17 protein-coding genes and 1 pseudogene are annotated in these 15,515 nt (G+C 73.0%); 12 read left to right on the top strand and 6 right to left on the bottom strand.

Going from position 1 to position 15,515, the window contains the following annotated elements:
• Positions 1-17: 17 nt before the first annotated feature.
• The 4 genes from Q8R60_19640 to Q8R60_19625 all read left to right on the top strand — a co-directional run bounded on the left by Q8R60_19640 (position 18) and on the right by Q8R60_19625 (position 4,558).
• Positions 18-401, top strand: a complete 384-nt coding sequence (locus tag Q8R60_19640; protein ID MDP3714685.1) for a PaaI family thioesterase — start codon at positions 18-20, stop codon at positions 399-401.
• Positions 402-999: 598 nt separating this feature from the next.
• Entirely contained in the window at positions 1,000-1,587 is a 588-nt protein-coding gene (locus Q8R60_19635) for a hypothetical protein (protein ID MDP3714684.1), read from the top strand.
• Positions 1,584-2,732 carry a response regulator gene (locus Q8R60_19630; protein MDP3714683.1) on the top strand — a complete coding sequence of 383 codons (1,149 nt, stop codon included), beginning with the start codon at positions 1,584-1,586 and terminating at the stop codon, positions 2,730-2,732. Before Q8R60_19635 ends, Q8R60_19630 begins: the two co-directional genes overlap by 4 nt.
• 152 nt (positions 2,733-2,884) lie before the next feature.
• Positions 2,885-4,558, top strand: coding sequence for an EAL domain-containing protein (locus Q8R60_19625; protein MDP3714682.1), 1,674 nt, complete (start codon positions 2,885-2,887; stop codon positions 4,556-4,558).
• Here Q8R60_19625 and Q8R60_19620 read toward each other — a convergent pair.
• Positions 4,530-5,060 carry a helix-turn-helix domain-containing protein gene (locus Q8R60_19620; protein ID MDP3714681.1) on the bottom strand — a complete coding sequence of 177 codons (531 nt, stop codon included), beginning with the start codon at positions 5,058-5,060 and terminating at the stop codon, positions 4,530-4,532. The genes Q8R60_19625 and Q8R60_19620 overlap by 29 nt on opposite strands.
• Positions 5,061-5,134: 74 nt before the next feature.
• Between Q8R60_19620 and Q8R60_19615 the strand changes: the two genes are divergently transcribed.
• The 3 genes from Q8R60_19615 to Q8R60_19605 all read left to right on the top strand — a co-directional run bounded on the left by Q8R60_19615 (position 5,135) and on the right by Q8R60_19605 (position 7,259).
• A complete protein-coding gene (locus Q8R60_19615) occupies positions 5,135-5,914 on the top strand; it encodes a TIGR03084 family metal-binding protein (GenBank protein MDP3714680.1) in 780 nt (259 codons plus the stop codon).
• Positions 5,911-7,053: an acyl-CoA dehydrogenase family protein gene (locus Q8R60_19610; GenBank protein ID MDP3714679.1), complete on the top strand. Its 1,143-nt coding sequence runs from the start codon at positions 5,911-5,913 to the stop codon at positions 7,051-7,053. The genes Q8R60_19615 and Q8R60_19610 overlap by 4 nt, the downstream gene beginning before the upstream one ends.
• A gap of 68 nt (positions 7,054-7,121) precedes the next feature.
• A complete protein-coding gene (locus tag Q8R60_19605; protein MDP3714678.1) occupies positions 7,122-7,259 on the top strand; it encodes a hypothetical protein in 138 nt (45 codons plus the stop codon).
• Here Q8R60_19605 and Q8R60_19600 read toward each other — a convergent pair.
• Positions 7,256-7,423, bottom strand: a complete 168-nt coding sequence (locus Q8R60_19600) for a hypothetical protein (protein MDP3714677.1) — start codon at positions 7,421-7,423, stop codon at positions 7,256-7,258. The two genes, Q8R60_19605 and Q8R60_19600, sit on opposite strands and share 4 nt — an antisense overlap.
• Before the next feature lie 77 nt (positions 7,424-7,500).
• Between Q8R60_19600 and Q8R60_19595 the strand changes: the two genes are divergently transcribed.
• Positions 7,501-8,247 carry a peptidylprolyl isomerase gene (locus Q8R60_19595; GenBank protein MDP3714676.1) on the top strand — a complete coding sequence of 249 codons (747 nt, stop codon included), beginning with the start codon at positions 7,501-7,503 and terminating at the stop codon, positions 8,245-8,247.
• Here Q8R60_19595 and Q8R60_19590 read toward each other — a convergent pair.
• The 4 genes from Q8R60_19590 to hisC form a co-directional block, all read right to left on the bottom strand.
• Entirely contained in the window at positions 8,240-9,541 is a 1,302-nt protein-coding gene (locus tag Q8R60_19590) for an ArgE/DapE family deacylase (protein MDP3714675.1), read from the bottom strand. The two genes, Q8R60_19595 and Q8R60_19590, sit on opposite strands and share 8 nt — an antisense overlap.
• A 121-nt stretch (positions 9,542-9,662) precedes the next feature.
• Positions 9,663-10,301: a CoA transferase subunit B gene (locus tag Q8R60_19585; GenBank protein ID MDP3714674.1), complete on the bottom strand. Its 639-nt coding sequence runs from the start codon at positions 10,299-10,301 to the stop codon at positions 9,663-9,665.
• The gene (locus Q8R60_19580; GenBank protein MDP3714673.1) at positions 10,298-11,044 is read right to left on the bottom strand and encodes a CoA transferase subunit A; all 747 of its coding nucleotides are present in this window, start codon (positions 11,042-11,044) and stop codon (positions 10,298-10,300) included. Before Q8R60_19580 ends, Q8R60_19585 begins: the two co-directional genes overlap by 4 nt.
• A gap of 29 nt (positions 11,045-11,073) precedes the next feature.
• Positions 11,074-12,141 (bottom strand): histidinol-phosphate transaminase, encoded by a 1,068-nt coding sequence (hisC, locus tag Q8R60_19575; protein MDP3714672.1) that lies wholly within the window; start codon positions 12,139-12,141, stop codon positions 11,074-11,076.
• Between the two features lie 17 nt (positions 12,142-12,158).
• Here hisC and Q8R60_19570 point away from each other — a divergent pair, with 17 nt between their 5' ends.
• The 4 genes and pseudogenes from Q8R60_19570 to Q8R60_19555 all read left to right on the top strand — a co-directional run bounded on the left by Q8R60_19570 (position 12,159) and on the right by Q8R60_19555 (position 15,509).
• Positions 12,159-13,352 (top strand): helix-turn-helix domain-containing protein, encoded by a 1,194-nt coding sequence (locus tag Q8R60_19570; protein MDP3714671.1) that lies wholly within the window; start codon positions 12,159-12,161, stop codon positions 13,350-13,352.
• 79 nt (positions 13,353-13,431) lie between these two features.
• A pseudogene (locus Q8R60_19565) lies at positions 13,432-14,307 on the top strand (ACP S-malonyltransferase).
• Positions 14,308-14,355: 48 nt separating this feature from the next.
• The gene (locus Q8R60_19560; GenBank protein MDP3714670.1) at positions 14,356-14,571 is read left to right on the top strand and encodes a biotin/lipoyl-containing protein; all 216 of its coding nucleotides are present in this window, start codon (positions 14,356-14,358) and stop codon (positions 14,569-14,571) included.
• On the top strand, positions 14,568-15,509 hold the full coding sequence (locus Q8R60_19555) for a beta-ketoacyl-ACP synthase 3 (protein ID MDP3714669.1): 942 nt from the start codon (positions 14,568-14,570) through the stop codon (positions 15,507-15,509). Before Q8R60_19560 ends, Q8R60_19555 begins: the two co-directional genes overlap by 4 nt.
• The last annotated feature ends 6 nt before the right edge of the window (positions 15,510-15,515 follow it).

The raw sequence follows: 15,515 nt of genomic DNA, 5'->3' as shown, positions 1-15,515 counted from the left end.
CCGAAAGCCTCGGTCAGGTGGAGCGAGTCCCTGGGCACCTTGCCGCCGCACTACCCGAGGTCGGACCGAAGCACTCCGGGGCTCCCGGGATCGCGCACGGTGGCACGGTCGCTGCGCTCGTCGACGACGTGTGCGGCTTCCTCCTCTTTGTCGTGCGCAAGCCAGCAGTGACACGCAAGCTCGAGGTCGAGTACCTCAAGCCGGTGCTCGTAGGGGTGCGCTACGACCTGGTCGCGAAGGTGGACAGCTTCGAGGGTCGCAAGCTGTTCGTCTCCTGCGAGGGCCGCGGTCCTGGTGGGGAGCTGACCTTCCGAGGTGGTGGGCTGTTCCTCACCGTCGACGTCTCCCACTTCGACGCGGGCACGTCCTCCAGGGAGGGGGAGCCCCCGGTCGCTCTGTAGAGCAACAGGACCCCTGCAACCACGCAGCCCGCCTCGAGGCCCGTGGCGACGAGGTCGAGAGCACCGATGGCCTCTCGGTGGTCACCGCCGACCCCCCAGGGCACACCGACGGCGCGGGTCCACACCCACAGCGCGACGACACCGGCGTTCAGCCCGACGCAGCCCAGCACGACCCGCGGTCGCACAGGGCCCAGGAGCGCCAGGGCGAGCACGAGCTGTGCCACGGCGAGGCTGAGGAAGAAGACACCGAGCAGCCAGGCGTGGTCGGCGTGCGGCCCCACAACGACGGCGTGCACGCCACCGGCACCCGCGCTGCTGGTCGCCATGATGAGGGCAGGCGTGGACCTCGCGGGTCGCACGCGGTCGCTCGTGCGCCGCCACTCCAGCCAGAGCAGGCCCGCGAAGACGACGAGCGGCAGCGCGAACATCAGCAGGTGCGTGGCGTGCGTAGCCGTCGGGGATCCCCTCCTCGCCGCAAGGGTGGCGCGAGCGGGCCAAGGGCGCATGACCAGTTGTGATGGTCTTTCGCCACGGGTGCTGCGATCGGCCGCAAGGGGGGTCATGCTGTCCGCCGACCGGCCGATGAGGGGAGTCCGCTATGGGCTGGCGCATCGGTGCCGCGGCCAACATCGTGACGATGGTCGCGTACTTCGCCATCGTCGCGGCCATCATCGTCCCGTTGATCCGGGAGAAGCAGGTCAAGGCCAACCGGCTCGGCACGGCGACCGCCCTGATCTTCTTCACTTGTGCCGTCGTGCACGGTGGGCACGCCGTGCACGCGCTGCTCCCAGCGCTCGGGCTCGCGACGTCGAGCGGGCTCGGCATGCGCCAGGCCTTCGACCCCGCGACCGTGGCCTGGGACCTGTTCACCGCCGCTGTCGGTATCTACTACTGGACGCTGCGCCGGAGTTACGGCGCGCTCATGAGCGGGGCGAAGCTGTTCGAGGACCTTCGGGAGCGGCAGCGGCAGGCGCTCGAGATCAACGACGGGATCGTGCAGGGACTGGCGACGGCCAAGCTGGCCCTCGAGCTCGACCAGACGGCCGTGACCCGGGAGGCCCTCGAGTCCACCCTCGCTTCGGCGCGGGGGCTGATCACCGAGCTGCTCGGCGAGGTGACAGAGCGACCGGACTTCGAGGCCGGGGAGCTGCGCAGGTCGCGCCCCGCCCTGTTGAGGAAGCCATGACGGCTCAGGTCGTGGACTCGCTCCCTCCGCGCTCCGCAGAGGACGGGGTCACCACCCTGCTCGTCGACGACACCCCCACACTCAGGATGCTCATGCGCCTCGCGCTCGAGGGCACCGGCTTCGTGGTCGTGGGCGAGGCGGGCGACGGTCTGGCGGCGCTCGAGCTGGCCCGTCAGCTGGTACCGGATCTGGTCCTGCTCGACCTCGCCATGCCGGTGATGGACGGGCTCGAGGCGATGCCCCTGCTCCGCGAGGCACTGCCCGATGTGCGCGTGGTGATCCTCTCCGGCTTCGACCGAGCAGCCATGGAGTCGCAGGTCCTCGAGGCTGGGGCCGACGCCTACCTCCAGAAGGGTCTGGCGCCGGAGGCCATGATCCAGGCGCTGCGCGAGATCTTCCCCGCGAGGATGCCGGCCCCCGTCGCGCCCCCCGCGCCGTCTCGAGCCGTGCCCCCGCCGTCGAGGGAGGCTGACCGGCTCGCTGCGGTGGAGCAGGACCTGGAGGAGCTGCTCTACCTGGTCTCGCACGACCTGTCTGAGCCCGTCAACGTCATCAAGGGCTTCGCGGAGCGGCTCGCTCGGCGCACCAGGACCAACGAGGAGGCCGAGTTCTGCGAGTTCATCATCGACTCGGCCCAACGCATGCAGCAGTTGCTCGACGACCTGCTGGACTTCGCCAGGGCGGGGCGCGGTGAGCTACCTCAGGAGCTGCTCGACTGCCGGCGCCTCGTTGCTGACGTCATCGCTGGCCTCGGCAGCACGGCGACATCGGGCGCCCTCGTGTCGACGGGGGAGCTCCCGCGGGAGCTCGTGGCCAACCGCCTCGTGCTCACCCAGGTGCTCCACAACCTCGCGGTCAACGCGCTGAAGTTCGTACAGCCCGGCGTCGTACCCCACGTGCGGATCGAGGCTGAGTGCAGCCCCGGGACAGTGATCTTCCGGGTCAGCGACAACGGAGTGGGCATCGAGCCCGAGCACTTCGACCGGATCTTCCAGCCGTTCAAGAGGTTGCACAGCCGAGAGCGCTACCCGGGCAGCGGTATCGGTCTCGCGATCTGCAGGCGGCTCGTCGAGCGACAGGGCGGCCGCATCTGGGTGGACTCCGGCCCGAGTGGGAGCACCTTCTCAGTGGAGCTCCCCGCATGACCTGCCCCGATCAGGGCACCCCCCGTCGACCAGTACTCGTCGCCGTCCGCGGCGGTGACACAGGTCTGCACGTGCCCTCTCCGACGCGTAGCCCGGAGCTGTTGCAGGACCGCCGTCACGGCGCTGTGCGGACCAGGCTCAGCCTGCTGATGGTGGAGGACAGCGCTGCCGATGGACGCCTGGTCGTCGAGCTGCTCCGTGAGGCGGGGGTCGACTGGCTGGTGGAGCGGGTCGAGCGGATCAAGGAGGCGCAGGCCTACTTGGCGCGGCACCACGTCGATTGCGTCCTGCTGGACCTGGGGGTGCTCGACGCCGATGGGCTCGACGGTCTGCGCCTCGTCGTCGCAGCTGGGCCGGAGATCCCGGTCGTCGTCCTGACCCGGCGTGACGACGACGTGCTGAGCTCGGAGGCGCTGCGGCACGGTGCCCAGGACTACCTTCCGAAGCGCGAACTTGAGCCCCAGCTGCTGGCGCGCTCAGTGCGCTACGCCATCGAGCGCAAGGCCAGCGAGCTGCAGCTCGTGCACCTGGCGCAGCACGACGCCCTCACCGGCTTGGCCAACCGCAGGCTGCTGCTCGAGCGGCTCGAGGCCGCCCTCCTCCGACCGGAGGCTGTCACCACGATGTTCCTCGATGTGGACAACCTCAAGCTGGTCAACGACACGCTGGGGCACGACGCGGGGGACCAGTTGCTCCGGGTGGTGGCTGCGCGGATGCATGAGGTGGTCCGCCCGACCGACACCGTCTCCCGCTTCGGGGGCGATGAGTTCGCGATCGTCTGCCCCGGGCTGCACGACCCCGTCAAGGCCGGCGAGCTGGCCGCGCGGCTGCTCGAACGCGTCTCGTCGCCGCTCATCCTCGGGACCAAGGTCTATGTCCCTTCCGTCAGCCTGGGCGTCGCCGTGTGCGCGTCGGAGGGGTCGACCTCCACGGAGGAGGCCGTCGCGAACGCCGACCTCGCCCTCTACGCGGCGAAGCGGCATGGCAAGGCGAGGTACGAGGTCTTCAACGACTCGCTGCGCACCGCCCCTCCGCAGCAGCTCCTGCTGCACACCGAGTTGCGGACCGCTCTGGTGGAGCACGAGTTCGAGGTCCACTACCAACCAGAGGTCTCGCTGGCGACGGGGGAGCTGGTCGCCGTAGAGGCGTTGGTGCGATGGGCGCACCCCACCCGCGGCCTGCTCACGGCTGCCCAGTTCATCGACGGCGTCGAGGAGAGCGGCCTGGTCGCTGGTCTGGGCTGGTGGGTCCTGGAGCAGGTCTGCTCCACGCTGGCGAACTGGCCCGGTAGGACACCGCCGCGGTTCGCGGTCAACATCAGCCCTCGACAGCTCTCGGTCCCCGGCTTCGTCAGGCAGGTGGCCGAGACCTTGAGCTCCTCGGGCATCCGCCCGGACCAGCTCGAGCTCGAGGTGACCGAGTCCGCGCTGCTCGTCGACGACTCCGTGGCGCGCGTCCTGCGGGAGCTCCACGACATGGGCCTGCGACTGGCCATCGACGACTTCGGGACCGGTTTCAGCTCGCTGAACCACCTCAAGCTGTTCCCCGCCTCGACGGTCAAGGTCGACCAGAGCTTCGTGGCCGGGCTCGGGCAGGACCCGGTCGACGAGGCGATCGTGGCGGCTGTCCTGGGCGTTGCGACGAGCCTGGGGCTGTCCACTGTCGGGGAGGGCATCGAGACTGCTGCGCAGCAGGACCGCTTGCACGAGCTCGGCTGCGAGCTGGGCCAGGGCTACCTGCTCGATCGGGCTCTGCCCGTGGAGCAGCTGTACGCCAGCTACGCCGACGTGCTGCGGATCAGGCCGGGAGCAGCGCCGCCAGGGTGATGCGGCGCAGGACAGCAGCGCGCTGCTCGGGTGGCAGGGACGACTCGATGAGCGAGGTGGTGTTGAGCATCGCCAGAGCGGCTCCCACTGTCAGGGAGAGCTCCGCTGACGTCAGCTCAGGGCGCTCCGGAGCCAGCGCGGCTCCCCACAACCCCTCGTAGAGACGCATCCGCCTCCGTAGCGATCGCCTGACCTGGTCGCCGAGGGCACCTTGCTCTCGAACCCACACGCCGACCAGGGCGCGCTCCCCGACGACGAGCTCGACGTGCAGGTCGACCAGGTCCGAGATCCGATCAGCCCCATGTGCGCTGTCGAGCATCCGGTCCATGGTGCGGTCGACGAGTGTCTCGAGGAGGGCCTGCTTCGAGGCGAAGTGCCGGTAGACCCCCGGTCCGGTGATGCCCGCTGCGGCGCCGATGTCGTCGATGCCCACGGCGTGGTAGCCGCGGTGCGCAAACAGCGCCGCCGCAGCCCTCAGGAGCAGCTCGCGCCGGGGACTCACCGGGCTGACTGTGCTCACTCCCCGCACACTAGCCTCGCTGTGAGCGACCGTTCACATCCCCGACAGGAGGTCCCGTGGCGACCGACCACCGACCGCTGCTCGACGACCTGCGCGCGGAGCAGGCCGACCTCGCCAGGGTCGTCACCGGCGCGGACCTGTCCGCGCCGACCCCGGCTGACGGCTGGGACGTGCGCGACTCGCTCGCGCACCTGGCGGGCAGCGACGTCGAGGCAGTCCGCGCCGTGACCGACCCCGACGGCTTCCTCGCGCTGCTCCCGTCGGTCGGCGCCGACATCGACGGCTTCATCCAGGGCCAGGTCACGAGCCGGCGCGGCACGGCGCCGGAGGTCTTCCTCGCCGAGTGGCAGCAGGGCTTCGACGCGATGGTCGACGCCTTCGCGCCGCTCGACCCCGCGACCAAGGTGCCCTGGTACGGCCCGCCGATGAGCCCGGCGTCCTTCGTCACGGCACGGCTGATGGAGTACTGGGCGCACGGCCAGGACGTCGTCGACGGGCTCGGCGCGGAGCGGTTGCCGACAGCCCGGCTCCGGCACATCGCCCACCTGGGCTTCCGCACCCGCAGCTTCGCCTACGCCAACCGCGGCCTGCCGGTGCCGCCCGGTGACGTCCGCGTCGAGCTGACCGCCCCCGACGGGGGGACCTGGAGCTTCGGTGACCCCGACGTGACCGACGTCGTCGCCGGCCCAGCGCTGGACTTCTGCCTGCTGGTCACGCAGCGGCGGCACCGCGAGGACACGGCCCTGGTCGTGACCGGGCCGGTCGCCGACGACTGGCTCGACGTCGCGCAGGTCTTCGCCGGCCCGCCCGGGCCGGGTCGGGACAAGCGCGCATGAGCGTCGACTGGGAGACGCCCGAGCGGCTCGCGCTGCGCGACCTCGCCGCGAAGGTCGTCGCCGACCACGTCGCGCCGCACATGGCCGAGTGGGAGCGCGACGGCCTGCTGCCGCGCGAGCTGCACCGCACCTTCGCCGATGCCGGGCTGCTCGGGATCGGCTTCGACGAGGCGGTCGGCGGACAGGGCGGCGACTCCATCGACGCGGCCATCGTCGCCGAGCAGGTCGTCGTCGGGGGCGGCTCGACCGGCGTGCTCGCATCGCTGTTCACCCACGGCATCGCGGTGCCCCACATGGCCAAGAGCGGCAACGCCGACCTCATCGAGCGCTACGTCCGCCCGACCCTGCGCGGCGAGCTCATCGGGGCTCTCGGCGTCACCGAGCCCGACGGCGGCTCCGACGTCGCGGGCATCCGGACCCGCGCCGTCCGCGACGGCGACTCCTACGTCGTCAACGGTTCCAAGACCTACATCACCAGCGGGGTGCGGGCGGACTTCGTCACGACCGCGGTCCGCACCGGCGGTGACGGGCACGCCGGGATCTCGCTGCTCGTCATCGACAAGGGCACGCCCGGCTTCACGGTCAGCGGGCCCCTGGACAAGATGGGCTGGCGCTGCAGCGACACCGCCGAGCTGTCCTTCTCCGACTGCCGGGTGCCGACGGCCAACCTCGTCGGCGCCGAGGGCACCGGCTTCCTGCAGATCATGATGCAGTTCCAGACCGAGCGGCTCGCCCTCGCGACGCAAGCCGTCGCCACCGCGCAGCGCTGCCTCGACCTCACCCTCGCCTGGGTGAAGGACCGGCACACCTTCGGCAAGCCGCTGGCCGCGCGCCAGGTCGTCCGCCACAAGCTGGCCGAGATGGCCCGCCAGACCTGGGCGGCGCGGGTCGCGACGCGGGCGGCGTACGACGCCTGGCTCACGACCGGGGACGCCGTCACCGAGGTGTCGATGGCGAAGAACACCGCCTGTGCGGCCTGCGACCACGTCGTCGACGAGGCCGTGCAGCTGTTCGGTGGCCTCGGCTACATGCGCGAGAGCGAGGTCGAGCGGCACTACCGCGACGCGCGGATCCTGCGCATCGGCGGCGGCACAGACGAGATCATGAACGAGGTCATCAGCAAGCGCATCGGGCTGTGAGGACCGTCACGGGCCTGGCGCACGCTGCGTTCACCTGGCGGTGACCTGCGTCGTCCAGGCTTGACCGCATGGACGATCTCGACGACCTCTACGACCTGCGCTCCTTCGACGCCCTCACCGGCATCGACCTCACGCTCTGGCTCCGCCTCGTGCTCGTCGCCGTGGCGGCTCTGACCGTCGGCGGCGTGGCGGTGCTCGCCCTCTAGATGCCTTCTGCGGCCTCGGTGTCGGTGGTCGCGCCGTCGGCCTCGCGCTCGAAGGCCTCCTCGACCGCGAGGTCGCTGCTGGTCTGCTCGGCGACCTGCTCGGTCATCTCGTCGTCGCTGACGCCCTCGCCGGCGGGACGGGTGGTGCCGGGCTGCTCGCTCATGGTGCGCTCCTTGGCTCGGGGGGATGTGCGACCCCTACCCACGTCGGACGGCGATCCATGCCCCGTAGGCTCGCCCGGTGACCGACACCACTGCTGCCCGACCGGGCGCCCGCCCCGGCAACGACGTCATCGCGGCCGTCGTGCTCGCCTTCGCCCTCGTCATCGGAGGTGCCGTCGCCCTCGCCACCGCAGGTGGTGACGACGCGGCCCTCGGCGCTCCGGCGCCCGGCGCCTCAGAGCCCGCCCCCGAGCCGACCGATCCCGCAACGGCCCCCGCCAACGGCCAGTGCAGCTACCCGGCCGGGGAGAAGGCGAGCAAGGACGTCGGAATCCCGCCGGCCACACCGCTGCCCGTCGGCGGCAGGAAGGCCGTCCTGCAGACCTCGGCCGGTGCGATCACGCTGACGCTCGCGGCCAACGCGCCGTGCACGACGTCGTCGTTCGCCTTCCTCGCCGGCAAGGGCTACTTCGACAACACGCCCTGCCACCGCCTCACCACCCAGGGCATCTTCGTCCTGCAGTGCGGCGACCCGACCGGCCAGGGCACGGGCGGCCCGGGCTTCACGCTGCCCGACGAGGCGCTCGAGGGCGCGACCTACAAGGCCGGCACCGTCGCGATGGCCAACACCGGCCAGCCCGGCTCCGGGGGCAGCCAGTTCTTCCTCGTCTACGACGACACCGACCTGCCGCCGAGCTACACCCCCTGGGCGACCGTCACCGGTGGGCTCGACGTGCTGAAGGCCATCGCCGCCGCGGGCTCGGAGCCCGAGGGCGACGGCGCCCCCAAGCAGGCCGTCACGATCCAGGGCGTCACGATCAGCTGACGCCGCAGACCCGAGCCGCCAGCAGCACCAGGGTGCGGGTCACCCGCACGAGCTCGTCGATCGCGACGGACTCGTGCGGCGAGTGCGCGTCGCGGATGCTGCCCGGGCCGTAGTGCAGGGTCGGGACGCCGCCCGCGGTGAGCAGCCGCAGGTCAGAGCCGTACGGCGCACCGTGCACGTCAGGCACGTCGCCGTGCAGGGCGGTGTGCGCGCCCGAGACAAGGCCGAGCAGCGGATTGTCCTCGGCGAGCTGGCCGGGCGCGAACTGCCCGCCGGGCCACTCGACGACGACGGGGTGCTGCGCGAGCCACGGGTCGTCGGCGCAGACCTCGGCGACGGCGGCCTCGAGCTCAGCGCGGGCGTGCCCGACCGGTTCGCCGAGGGCGACCCCGAGCCGGCCCTCCGCGACGAGCAGGTCGGGGACGCTGCTCGCCCAGTCGCCGGCGCGCACGGTCCCGACCGACAGCGGGTAGGGGAGCGCGAAGCGCGCCATCAGCGGGTGCGGGTCGCGGTTGCGGCGCTGCTCGAGCCGACGCAGCGCGTGGTGGACGGGGAGGTACTTCTCGACCGCGTCGACGCCGTCGAGCCGCATGCTGGCGTGCACCGACCGGCCCGGCACGGTGAGGCGGAAGGTCAGCGCACCGGCGCAGGCCGGGATGATCGCGCCGGAAGTCGGCTCGCACACGACCGCGAGGTCGCCGGTGTGGCCGCGGCGCAGCGTCGCGAAGGTGCCCAGGCCGCCGTCCTCCTCGCCGACCACGCTCTGCAGATGCAGGCTCCCGCGCAGCCGCACCCCCGCTGACTGGAGAGCTTCGACGGCAGCGACCTGGGCGGCCAGGCCCGCCTTCATGTCGCAGCTGCCGCGGCCGTGGACGCGACCGTCGCGGACGACCGGGTCCCACGGGTCGTCGCGCCACTGCGCGCGGTCGCCGGTCGGCACGACGTCGATGTGGCCGTTGAGCACCAGCGACGGGCCGTCGCCGTCACCGACGGAGCCCACCAAGCCCCAGGCCTCGTCGCGCGGCGCCTCGGAGCCCGGGAAGGCCGGGTCCGCGGTCACCTCGGCGAGGTCGACCTGCCACAGGTCGGTGTGCATCCCGGCCGCCCGCAGCCGCGCCTCGAGCCGGTGCTGGGCCTCGCTCTCGGCCGCGGAGCCGGTGACGCTCGGGACCCTGACGAGGTCCTGCAGGAGCGACACCAGCCGCGCCTCGTCGACGGCGTCGAGCGCGTCGGCGACCTGGGCTGTCAGTTGCGGACCTCGCTGAGAGGGGATGGTGGTGGTCTCAGTGTGCACGCCTGCATCATCGGGGCCGGACGACGCGGACCCGAGCGCTACGGCACGAGATGGTCAGAAAGGATCCGTCGCATTCTCCCGGTCCGACCCGCTTCGTCACCGTCGCGACCATCGGCTGCCCCTAGGCCAGCGCGACCCGCAGCTCGGGCTCGGTGACGGCGCGGACGTCGTCGACGGTGACGCCCGGCGCGAGCTCGGTGAGGACCAGGCCGTCCGGGGTGACGTCGAGGACGGCGAGGTCGGTGATGACCTTCTGGACGCAGCGCTTTCCGGTCAGGGGGAGGGTGCACTCGCGCACGACCTTGGCGGAGCCGTCCTTGGCCGCGTGCTCCATCATCACGATGACGAGGTCGGCGCCGTGGACGAGGTCCATCGCGCCGCCCATCCCCTTGACCATCTTGCCGGGGATCATCCAGTTGGCGAGGTCGCCGGTCTCGCTGACCTGCATCGCGCCGAGCACCGCGACGTCGACGTGCCCGCCGCGGATCATCGAGAACGACGTGGCGCTGTCGAAGAAGCTGGCCCCGGCCTGGAGCGTGACGGTCTCCTTGCCGGCGTTGATGAGGTCGGCGTCGACGTCGGCCTCGGCGGGGTAGGCACCGACGCCGAGGATGCCGTTCTCGGACTGCAGCACGACGTGGACGCCGGCCGGCAAGAAGTTGGGCACGAGGGTGGGCAGCCCGATGCCGAGGTTGACGTAGGAGCCGTCGGTCAGCTCCTTCGCCACCCGGGCGGCGAGCTCGTCACGGGTGAGTGTCATCGCGCGACTGTCCTCTTCTCGATCCGCTTCTCGACACCCGGGGCGTGCACGACGCGCTGCACGAGGATGCCCGGGGTGTGCACCTCGGCCGGGTCGATCTCGCCGGGCTCGACGAGCTCCTCGACGTCCGCGATCGTGACGCGGCCGGCCGCCGCGCACAGCGGGTTGAAGTTCTGCGCGCTCATCCGGTAGACGAGGTTGCCGTGCCGGTCGCCCTTCCAGGCGTGCACGAGGGCGAAGTCGGTGCGGATCGCCCGCTCGAGGACGTAGTCGCGGCCGTCGAACTCGCGCACCTCCTTCGGAGGGCTGGCCAGCGCGACGCCGCCGTTCCCGTCGTACCTCCAGGGCAGGCCGCCCTCGGCGACCTGCGTGCCGACCCCGGCGGGGGTGAAGAAGGCGGGGATGCCCGCGCCGCCGGCGCGCAGCCGCTCGGCGAGGGTGCCCTGCGGCACCAGCTCGACCTCGAGCTCGCCGGACAGGAACTGCCGCTCGAACTCCTTGTTCTCCCCGACGTAGCTGCCGGTGGTGCGCCGGATCCGCTTGGCCGCGAGCAGCATGCCGAGGCCCCACTCGTCGACGCCGCAGTTGTTGCTCACCGTCTCGAGGTCGGTGACCCCGGTCGCGAGCAGCGCCTCGATGAGCGCCGTGGGGATGCCGCACAGCCCGAAGCCACCTACCGCGAGCGACGATCCGCTCGCGATGTCGGCCACGGCCTCGGCGGCACTGCCGAAGACCTTGTCCATGCGGTGCATCCTGCCGCACCGCACGCAGCTCAGAGCAGGGTGGCGGCCTTCTCGGCGGCGGCGAGCAGCCGCCCGGTCTCGCCGGGCTCGGTCACGGTGACCCGGATGCCGTCGCCGGCGAAGGTGCGGGCCAGCACGCCCTGCTCCTCGAGGACCTCCGCGACCGGCGCGGCGAGCTCGCCCAGCTCCAGCCAGACGAAGTTGCCCTGCGACGGGGGTACGACGAAGCCCATGTCCCGCAGGGCCGGTCTGACCGCCTCGCGCTCCGCGACGACGGTCGCGACCCGGCTGGCGAGCTCGTCGGCCGCGGCGAGCGAGGCGATGGCGGCGGCCTGCGCGACGCTGTTGACCGAGAAGGGCAGCGTGACCTTGCGCATCGCCGCGGTGACCTCCTCCGACGCCAGGCAGTAGCCGGCCCGCAGGCCCGCCAGGCCGTAGGCCTTGGAGAAGGTCCGCAGCACCGCGAGGTTGGGGTGGGCGCCGAGCAGCGGCACCCCGTCGACGGCATCGGGGTCGGTCACGAACTCGTAGTAGGCCTCGTCGCAGACGACGAGCACGTGCTCGGGCACGTCGGCCAGGAAGCGCACGACGTCGTCGCGGCGCAGCGCCGGGCCGGTCGGGTTGTTGGGGGAGCAGAGCAGCACCAGGCGGGTCCGGTCGGTGACCGCGTCGCGCATGGCGTCGAGGTCGAGGTGGCTGTCGACGAGCGGGACCTGCACGCCCACGCCGCCGGCGAGGCGGGTGAGGACGGGGTAGGCCTCGAAGGAGCGCCAGCCGTAGACGACCTCGTCGCCCTGGTCGACGGTGACGTCGAGCAGCTGCTGGACGAGCGCCACCGACCCGCAGCCGACCGAGACCTGGTCGGGCGTGACGGCGTAGTGGCCGGCGAGGGCCTCGACCAGCGCCGTCGCGAGCGGGTCGGGGTAGCGGTGCGCGTCGGCGGCGGCGGCCGCGACGGCCGCGGCCACCGAGGGCAGCGGCGGGAAGGGGGTCTCGTTGCTCGCCAGCCGCGCCGCCACCTGGCCGGCGGCAGGCCGCTTGCCGGGCTTGTAGGCGGCGATCTCGCCGAGGGCCGGTCGCATCCGCACGTCGCTCATGCCCTCACGGTAGGGCCGTGGGCCAGACTGCCGCCATGTGTCCTGCCGCACCACGTGGCGGTGGCGCCCAGCAGGCGACCTGGCAGCGGGTCCGCCGGGCCTCACCGCGGCTGTCCACGGCCGCCGTGCGCCGGATGGAGGCGCTGCCGTGGTTCGCGGCGCTGTCAGCCGAGCAGCGCTCCTGGGTCGGTCTGGTGGTGCAGAGCGGTCTCGCGAGCTTCGCCGGCTGGTTCCGCGACACCTCGGGCCCCCCGACCGCCGACGTGGCCATCTTCGCGGCCGCTCCGCGCGAGATGGCCCGGGCCGTGACGCTGCAGCAGACCGTGCAGCTCATCCGGGCCACCGTCGAGGTGCTCGAGGAGGCGGTGCCGACCCTGGCCGGCCCCGGGCCCGGCGAGGCGGCGCTGCTCGAGCGCGCCGTCCTGCGCTACTCCCGCGAGGTCGCCTTCGCCGCCGCCGAGGTCTACGCCGCTGCCGCCGAGGAGCGCGGCGCCTGGGACGCGCGGCTGGAAGCGAGCGTCGTCGAGGCCCTCGCCCGCGGTGACGTGGGGGAGGCCGTCCAGTCGCGGGCCGCCTCGCTCGGCTGGGGGCGGCCGGGGTGGGTGTTGGCCGTCGCGGGGGACGCCCCTGTCTCGGCCGCGGACTCCGCGGTGGCCGAGCTGCGGACCGCGGCCCGACACACCGCCCTGTCGCTGCTCGTCGGGGACCACGGCGGTCGGCTGCTCGTCGTCGTGGGCGGCGCGGGTGGTGCCGCCGCGGCCGTGACGCAGGTGGTGGCCGCCTTCGGTAGCGGGCCCGTCGTGACCGGGCCGGTGGTCGACGACCTGGTCGCCGCGGCCGGCTCGGTGCGCGAGGCGCTCGCCGGGCTCGACGCCGTCGCGGCATGGCCGGGAGCCCCGCGGCCGGTGCCGACCCAGGACCTGCTGGCCGAGCGGGTGGTCCTCGGCGACCCGGACGCCCGACGCCGCCTGCTGGAGGAGACCTACAACACACTCGCGTCTGCCGGGGGAGACCTGCTCGACACCGCCGCGGCCTACCTTGACGCCGGCGGATCAGTGGAGGGGACCGCCCGGGCGCTCTTCCTGCACCCCAACACCGTGCGCTACAGGCTGAAGAAGGTGACCGACCTGCTGGGGCTCGACCTGTCACAGCCACGTGACGCTCAGGTGACGCGGATCGCGCTCACGCTCGGCCGGACCAGCTCTTTGTAGGTTACTGACAAAGACCGCTGGTGATCTCGGTGCGCGTCGTCGAGGGCTTTCACCGCCGCGGGACGGCACTGTCGTCGGTGTGCTCGTCCTCCTCTCGCCCGGTCAGGGCTCCCAGACACCCGGCCTCCTCACGCCCTGGCTCGACTTCCCCGGCGCCCGCGCCGCGGTCGAGCGCTGGTCGGAGCAGGTCGGTCTCGACCTCGTCGCGCTCGGCACCACGGCCGGCGCCGACGAGATCCGTGACACCGCCGTCGCCCAGCCGCTGCTGACCGTCGCCGCGCTGCTGGCCGCGGACGCCCTGCTCGACGGTGCCGTGCCCGACGCGGTCTGCGGTCACAGCGTCGGCGAGCTGCCGGCGCTCGCCGTGGCCGGGGTGCTCACCGCCGACGAGGCGGTGTCGCTGGCTGTCCTGCGCGGGCGAGCCATGGCCGACGCCGCAGCCGTCCACCCCACCGGCCTGGTCGCCGTCCTGGGTGGCGACACCGCGCAGGTGCTGGCCCTCGCGGCCGAGCTCGGGCTCGAGCTCGCCACGGTCAACGTCGCGGGGCAGGTCGTGCTCGGCGGCCACACCGCGGCGCTCGAAGAGCTCGCGGCAGCGCCGCCGGAGCGGTCGCGGGTCCGCCCGCTCGACGTCGCCGGTGCCTTCCACACCGCGGCGATGCTCCCCGCCCGGGACCGCCTCGACCGTGCCGTGCAGGCACTCACCCCCGGTCGCCCGCTCTGCCCGGTGGTCGCCAACGCCGACGGTGCCGTCGTCACCGACGGGCGCGAGGCCCTCACCCGGCTGGTCGCGCAGCTCACCGGCCCGGTCCGCTTCGACAGCTGCCTCGCGACGCTGTCCGCGATGGGCACCCACGCCGCCGTCGAGCTCGCCCCGGGCGGCACCCTCACCGCGCTCGCCAAGCGCGCCCTGCCCGGCGCCCAGCTCGCGGCGCTCACCACCCCGGCCGACCTGGAGCTCGGCCGCTCCCTGTTGCCCGCCGGACTGCGGGAGAGCCCGGAGGTGCGCTTCCGGGTGGTCCCGTCCCCGGGCACCGGCGTCATCGACCTCACCCGGCTCGTCGGTGACCGCGTCGAGCAGGGCGAGCGCCTCGGCCTCGTCGCCGGGCGCTCCGGCAGCGAGGAGGTGCTCGCGCCGCTCGCGGGCACCGTCTCGGAGTGGGTCGTGTCCCACGGCGACCCCGTCCGTGTCGGTCAGCCCCTGGCGGTGCTCGCATGAGGGGCGCGGCCGTCACCGGCGTCGGCGCCCACAGGCCCGCCCGTCGCGTCGACAACCTCGCCATCGCCGAGCGCATCGGGTCGAGCGACGAGTGGATCCGCGAGCGCAGCGGCATCGTGACCCGCGGGGTCGCGGGCGACGACGAGTCGGTCGTGGACATGGCCGTGAGCAGCGGCGGCAAGGCGCTCGCCGCAGCCGGTGTCGACCCGGCCGACGTCGGCCTGGTGCTGCTGGCCACCTGCTCCATGCCCGGCCCGCTGCCTGGCGGCTCGCCCGAGGTCGCGTCCCGCCTCGGCGCGACCCGCGCCGGCGCCTCCGACATCGGCGCCGGCTGTGCGGGCTTCACCTACGCGCTGGCCCTCGCCGCCGACACCGTGCGCGCTGGCACTGCCCAGCACGTCCTCGTCATCGGCTCCGAGAAGCTGCTGCCGATGGTCGACCCCGACGACCGCGGCACCGCCTTCCTCTTCGGCGACGGCGCGGGCGCGGCCGTCGTCAGTGCCGCCGACATGGACGGCATCGGCCGGGTGGCGTGGGCCCACGACGGCGACCAGCATGCACTGCTCACCATCCATGGCACGCCGCCGCGGCTCGCCATGGAGGGCCAGGCCATCTACCGCTGGGCCACGATGTCGCTGCCCGCCCTGGCCCGACGGGCGTGCGAGCAGGCCGGCGTCGCCGTCGACGCGCTGCAGGCCGTCGTCCCCCACCAGGCCAACCTGCGCATCACCGAGTCGGTGGTCCGCAGCCTCAAGCTCCCCGGCACCGTCATCGTCGCCCGCGACGTCGTCGACAGCGGCAACACCAGCGCCGCGTCGGTCCCGCTCGCCCTCGCCCGGCTCGTCGAGGAGGGGCAGGTGGGCAGCGGCGACGCGGTCCTGCTGCTCGGCTTCGGCGCCGGCCTCACGGCGGCCGCGCAGGTCGTCCGTCTCCCCTGACCCACC

The sequence above is a fragment of the Mycobacteriales bacterium genome, assembly GCA_030697205.1.
GTDB lineage: Bacteria > Actinomycetota > Actinomycetes > Mycobacteriales > SCTD01 > JAUYQP01.
This window is presented reverse-complemented; position numbering and strand designations above follow the sequence as displayed.

Bases quoted from the DNA above. Each gene is read 5' to 3' on its own strand.
- Q8R60_19635 (MDP3714684.1), top strand. From the start codon at position 1,000: ATGGGCTGGCGCATCGGTGCCGCGGCCAACATCGTGACGATGGTCGCG.
- Q8R60_19630 (MDP3714683.1), top strand. From the start codon at position 1,584: ATGACGGCTCAGGTCGTGGACTCGCTCCCTCCGCGCTCCGCAGAGGAC.
- Q8R60_19610 (MDP3714679.1), top strand. From the start codon at position 5,911: ATGAGCGTCGACTGGGAGACGCCCGAGCGGCTCGCGCTGCGCGACCTC.
- Q8R60_19605 (MDP3714678.1), top strand. From the start codon at position 7,122: ATGGACGATCTCGACGACCTCTACGACCTGCGCTCCTTCGACGCCCTC.
- Q8R60_19600 (MDP3714677.1), bottom strand. From the start codon at position 7,423: ATGAGCGAGCAGCCCGGCACCACCCGTCCCGCCGGCGAGGGCGTCAGC.
- Q8R60_19585 (MDP3714674.1), bottom strand. From the start codon at position 10,301: ATGACACTCACCCGTGACGAGCTCGCCGCCCGGGTGGCGAAGGAGCTG.
- Q8R60_19580 (MDP3714673.1), bottom strand. From the start codon at position 11,044: ATGGACAAGGTCTTCGGCAGTGCCGCCGAGGCCGTGGCCGACATCGCG.
- hisC (MDP3714672.1), bottom strand. From the start codon at position 12,141: ATGAGCGACGTGCGGATGCGACCGGCCCTCGGCGAGATCGCCGCCTAC.
- Q8R60_19555 (MDP3714669.1), top strand. From the start codon at position 14,568: ATGAGGGGCGCGGCCGTCACCGGCGTCGGCGCCCACAGGCCCGCCCGT.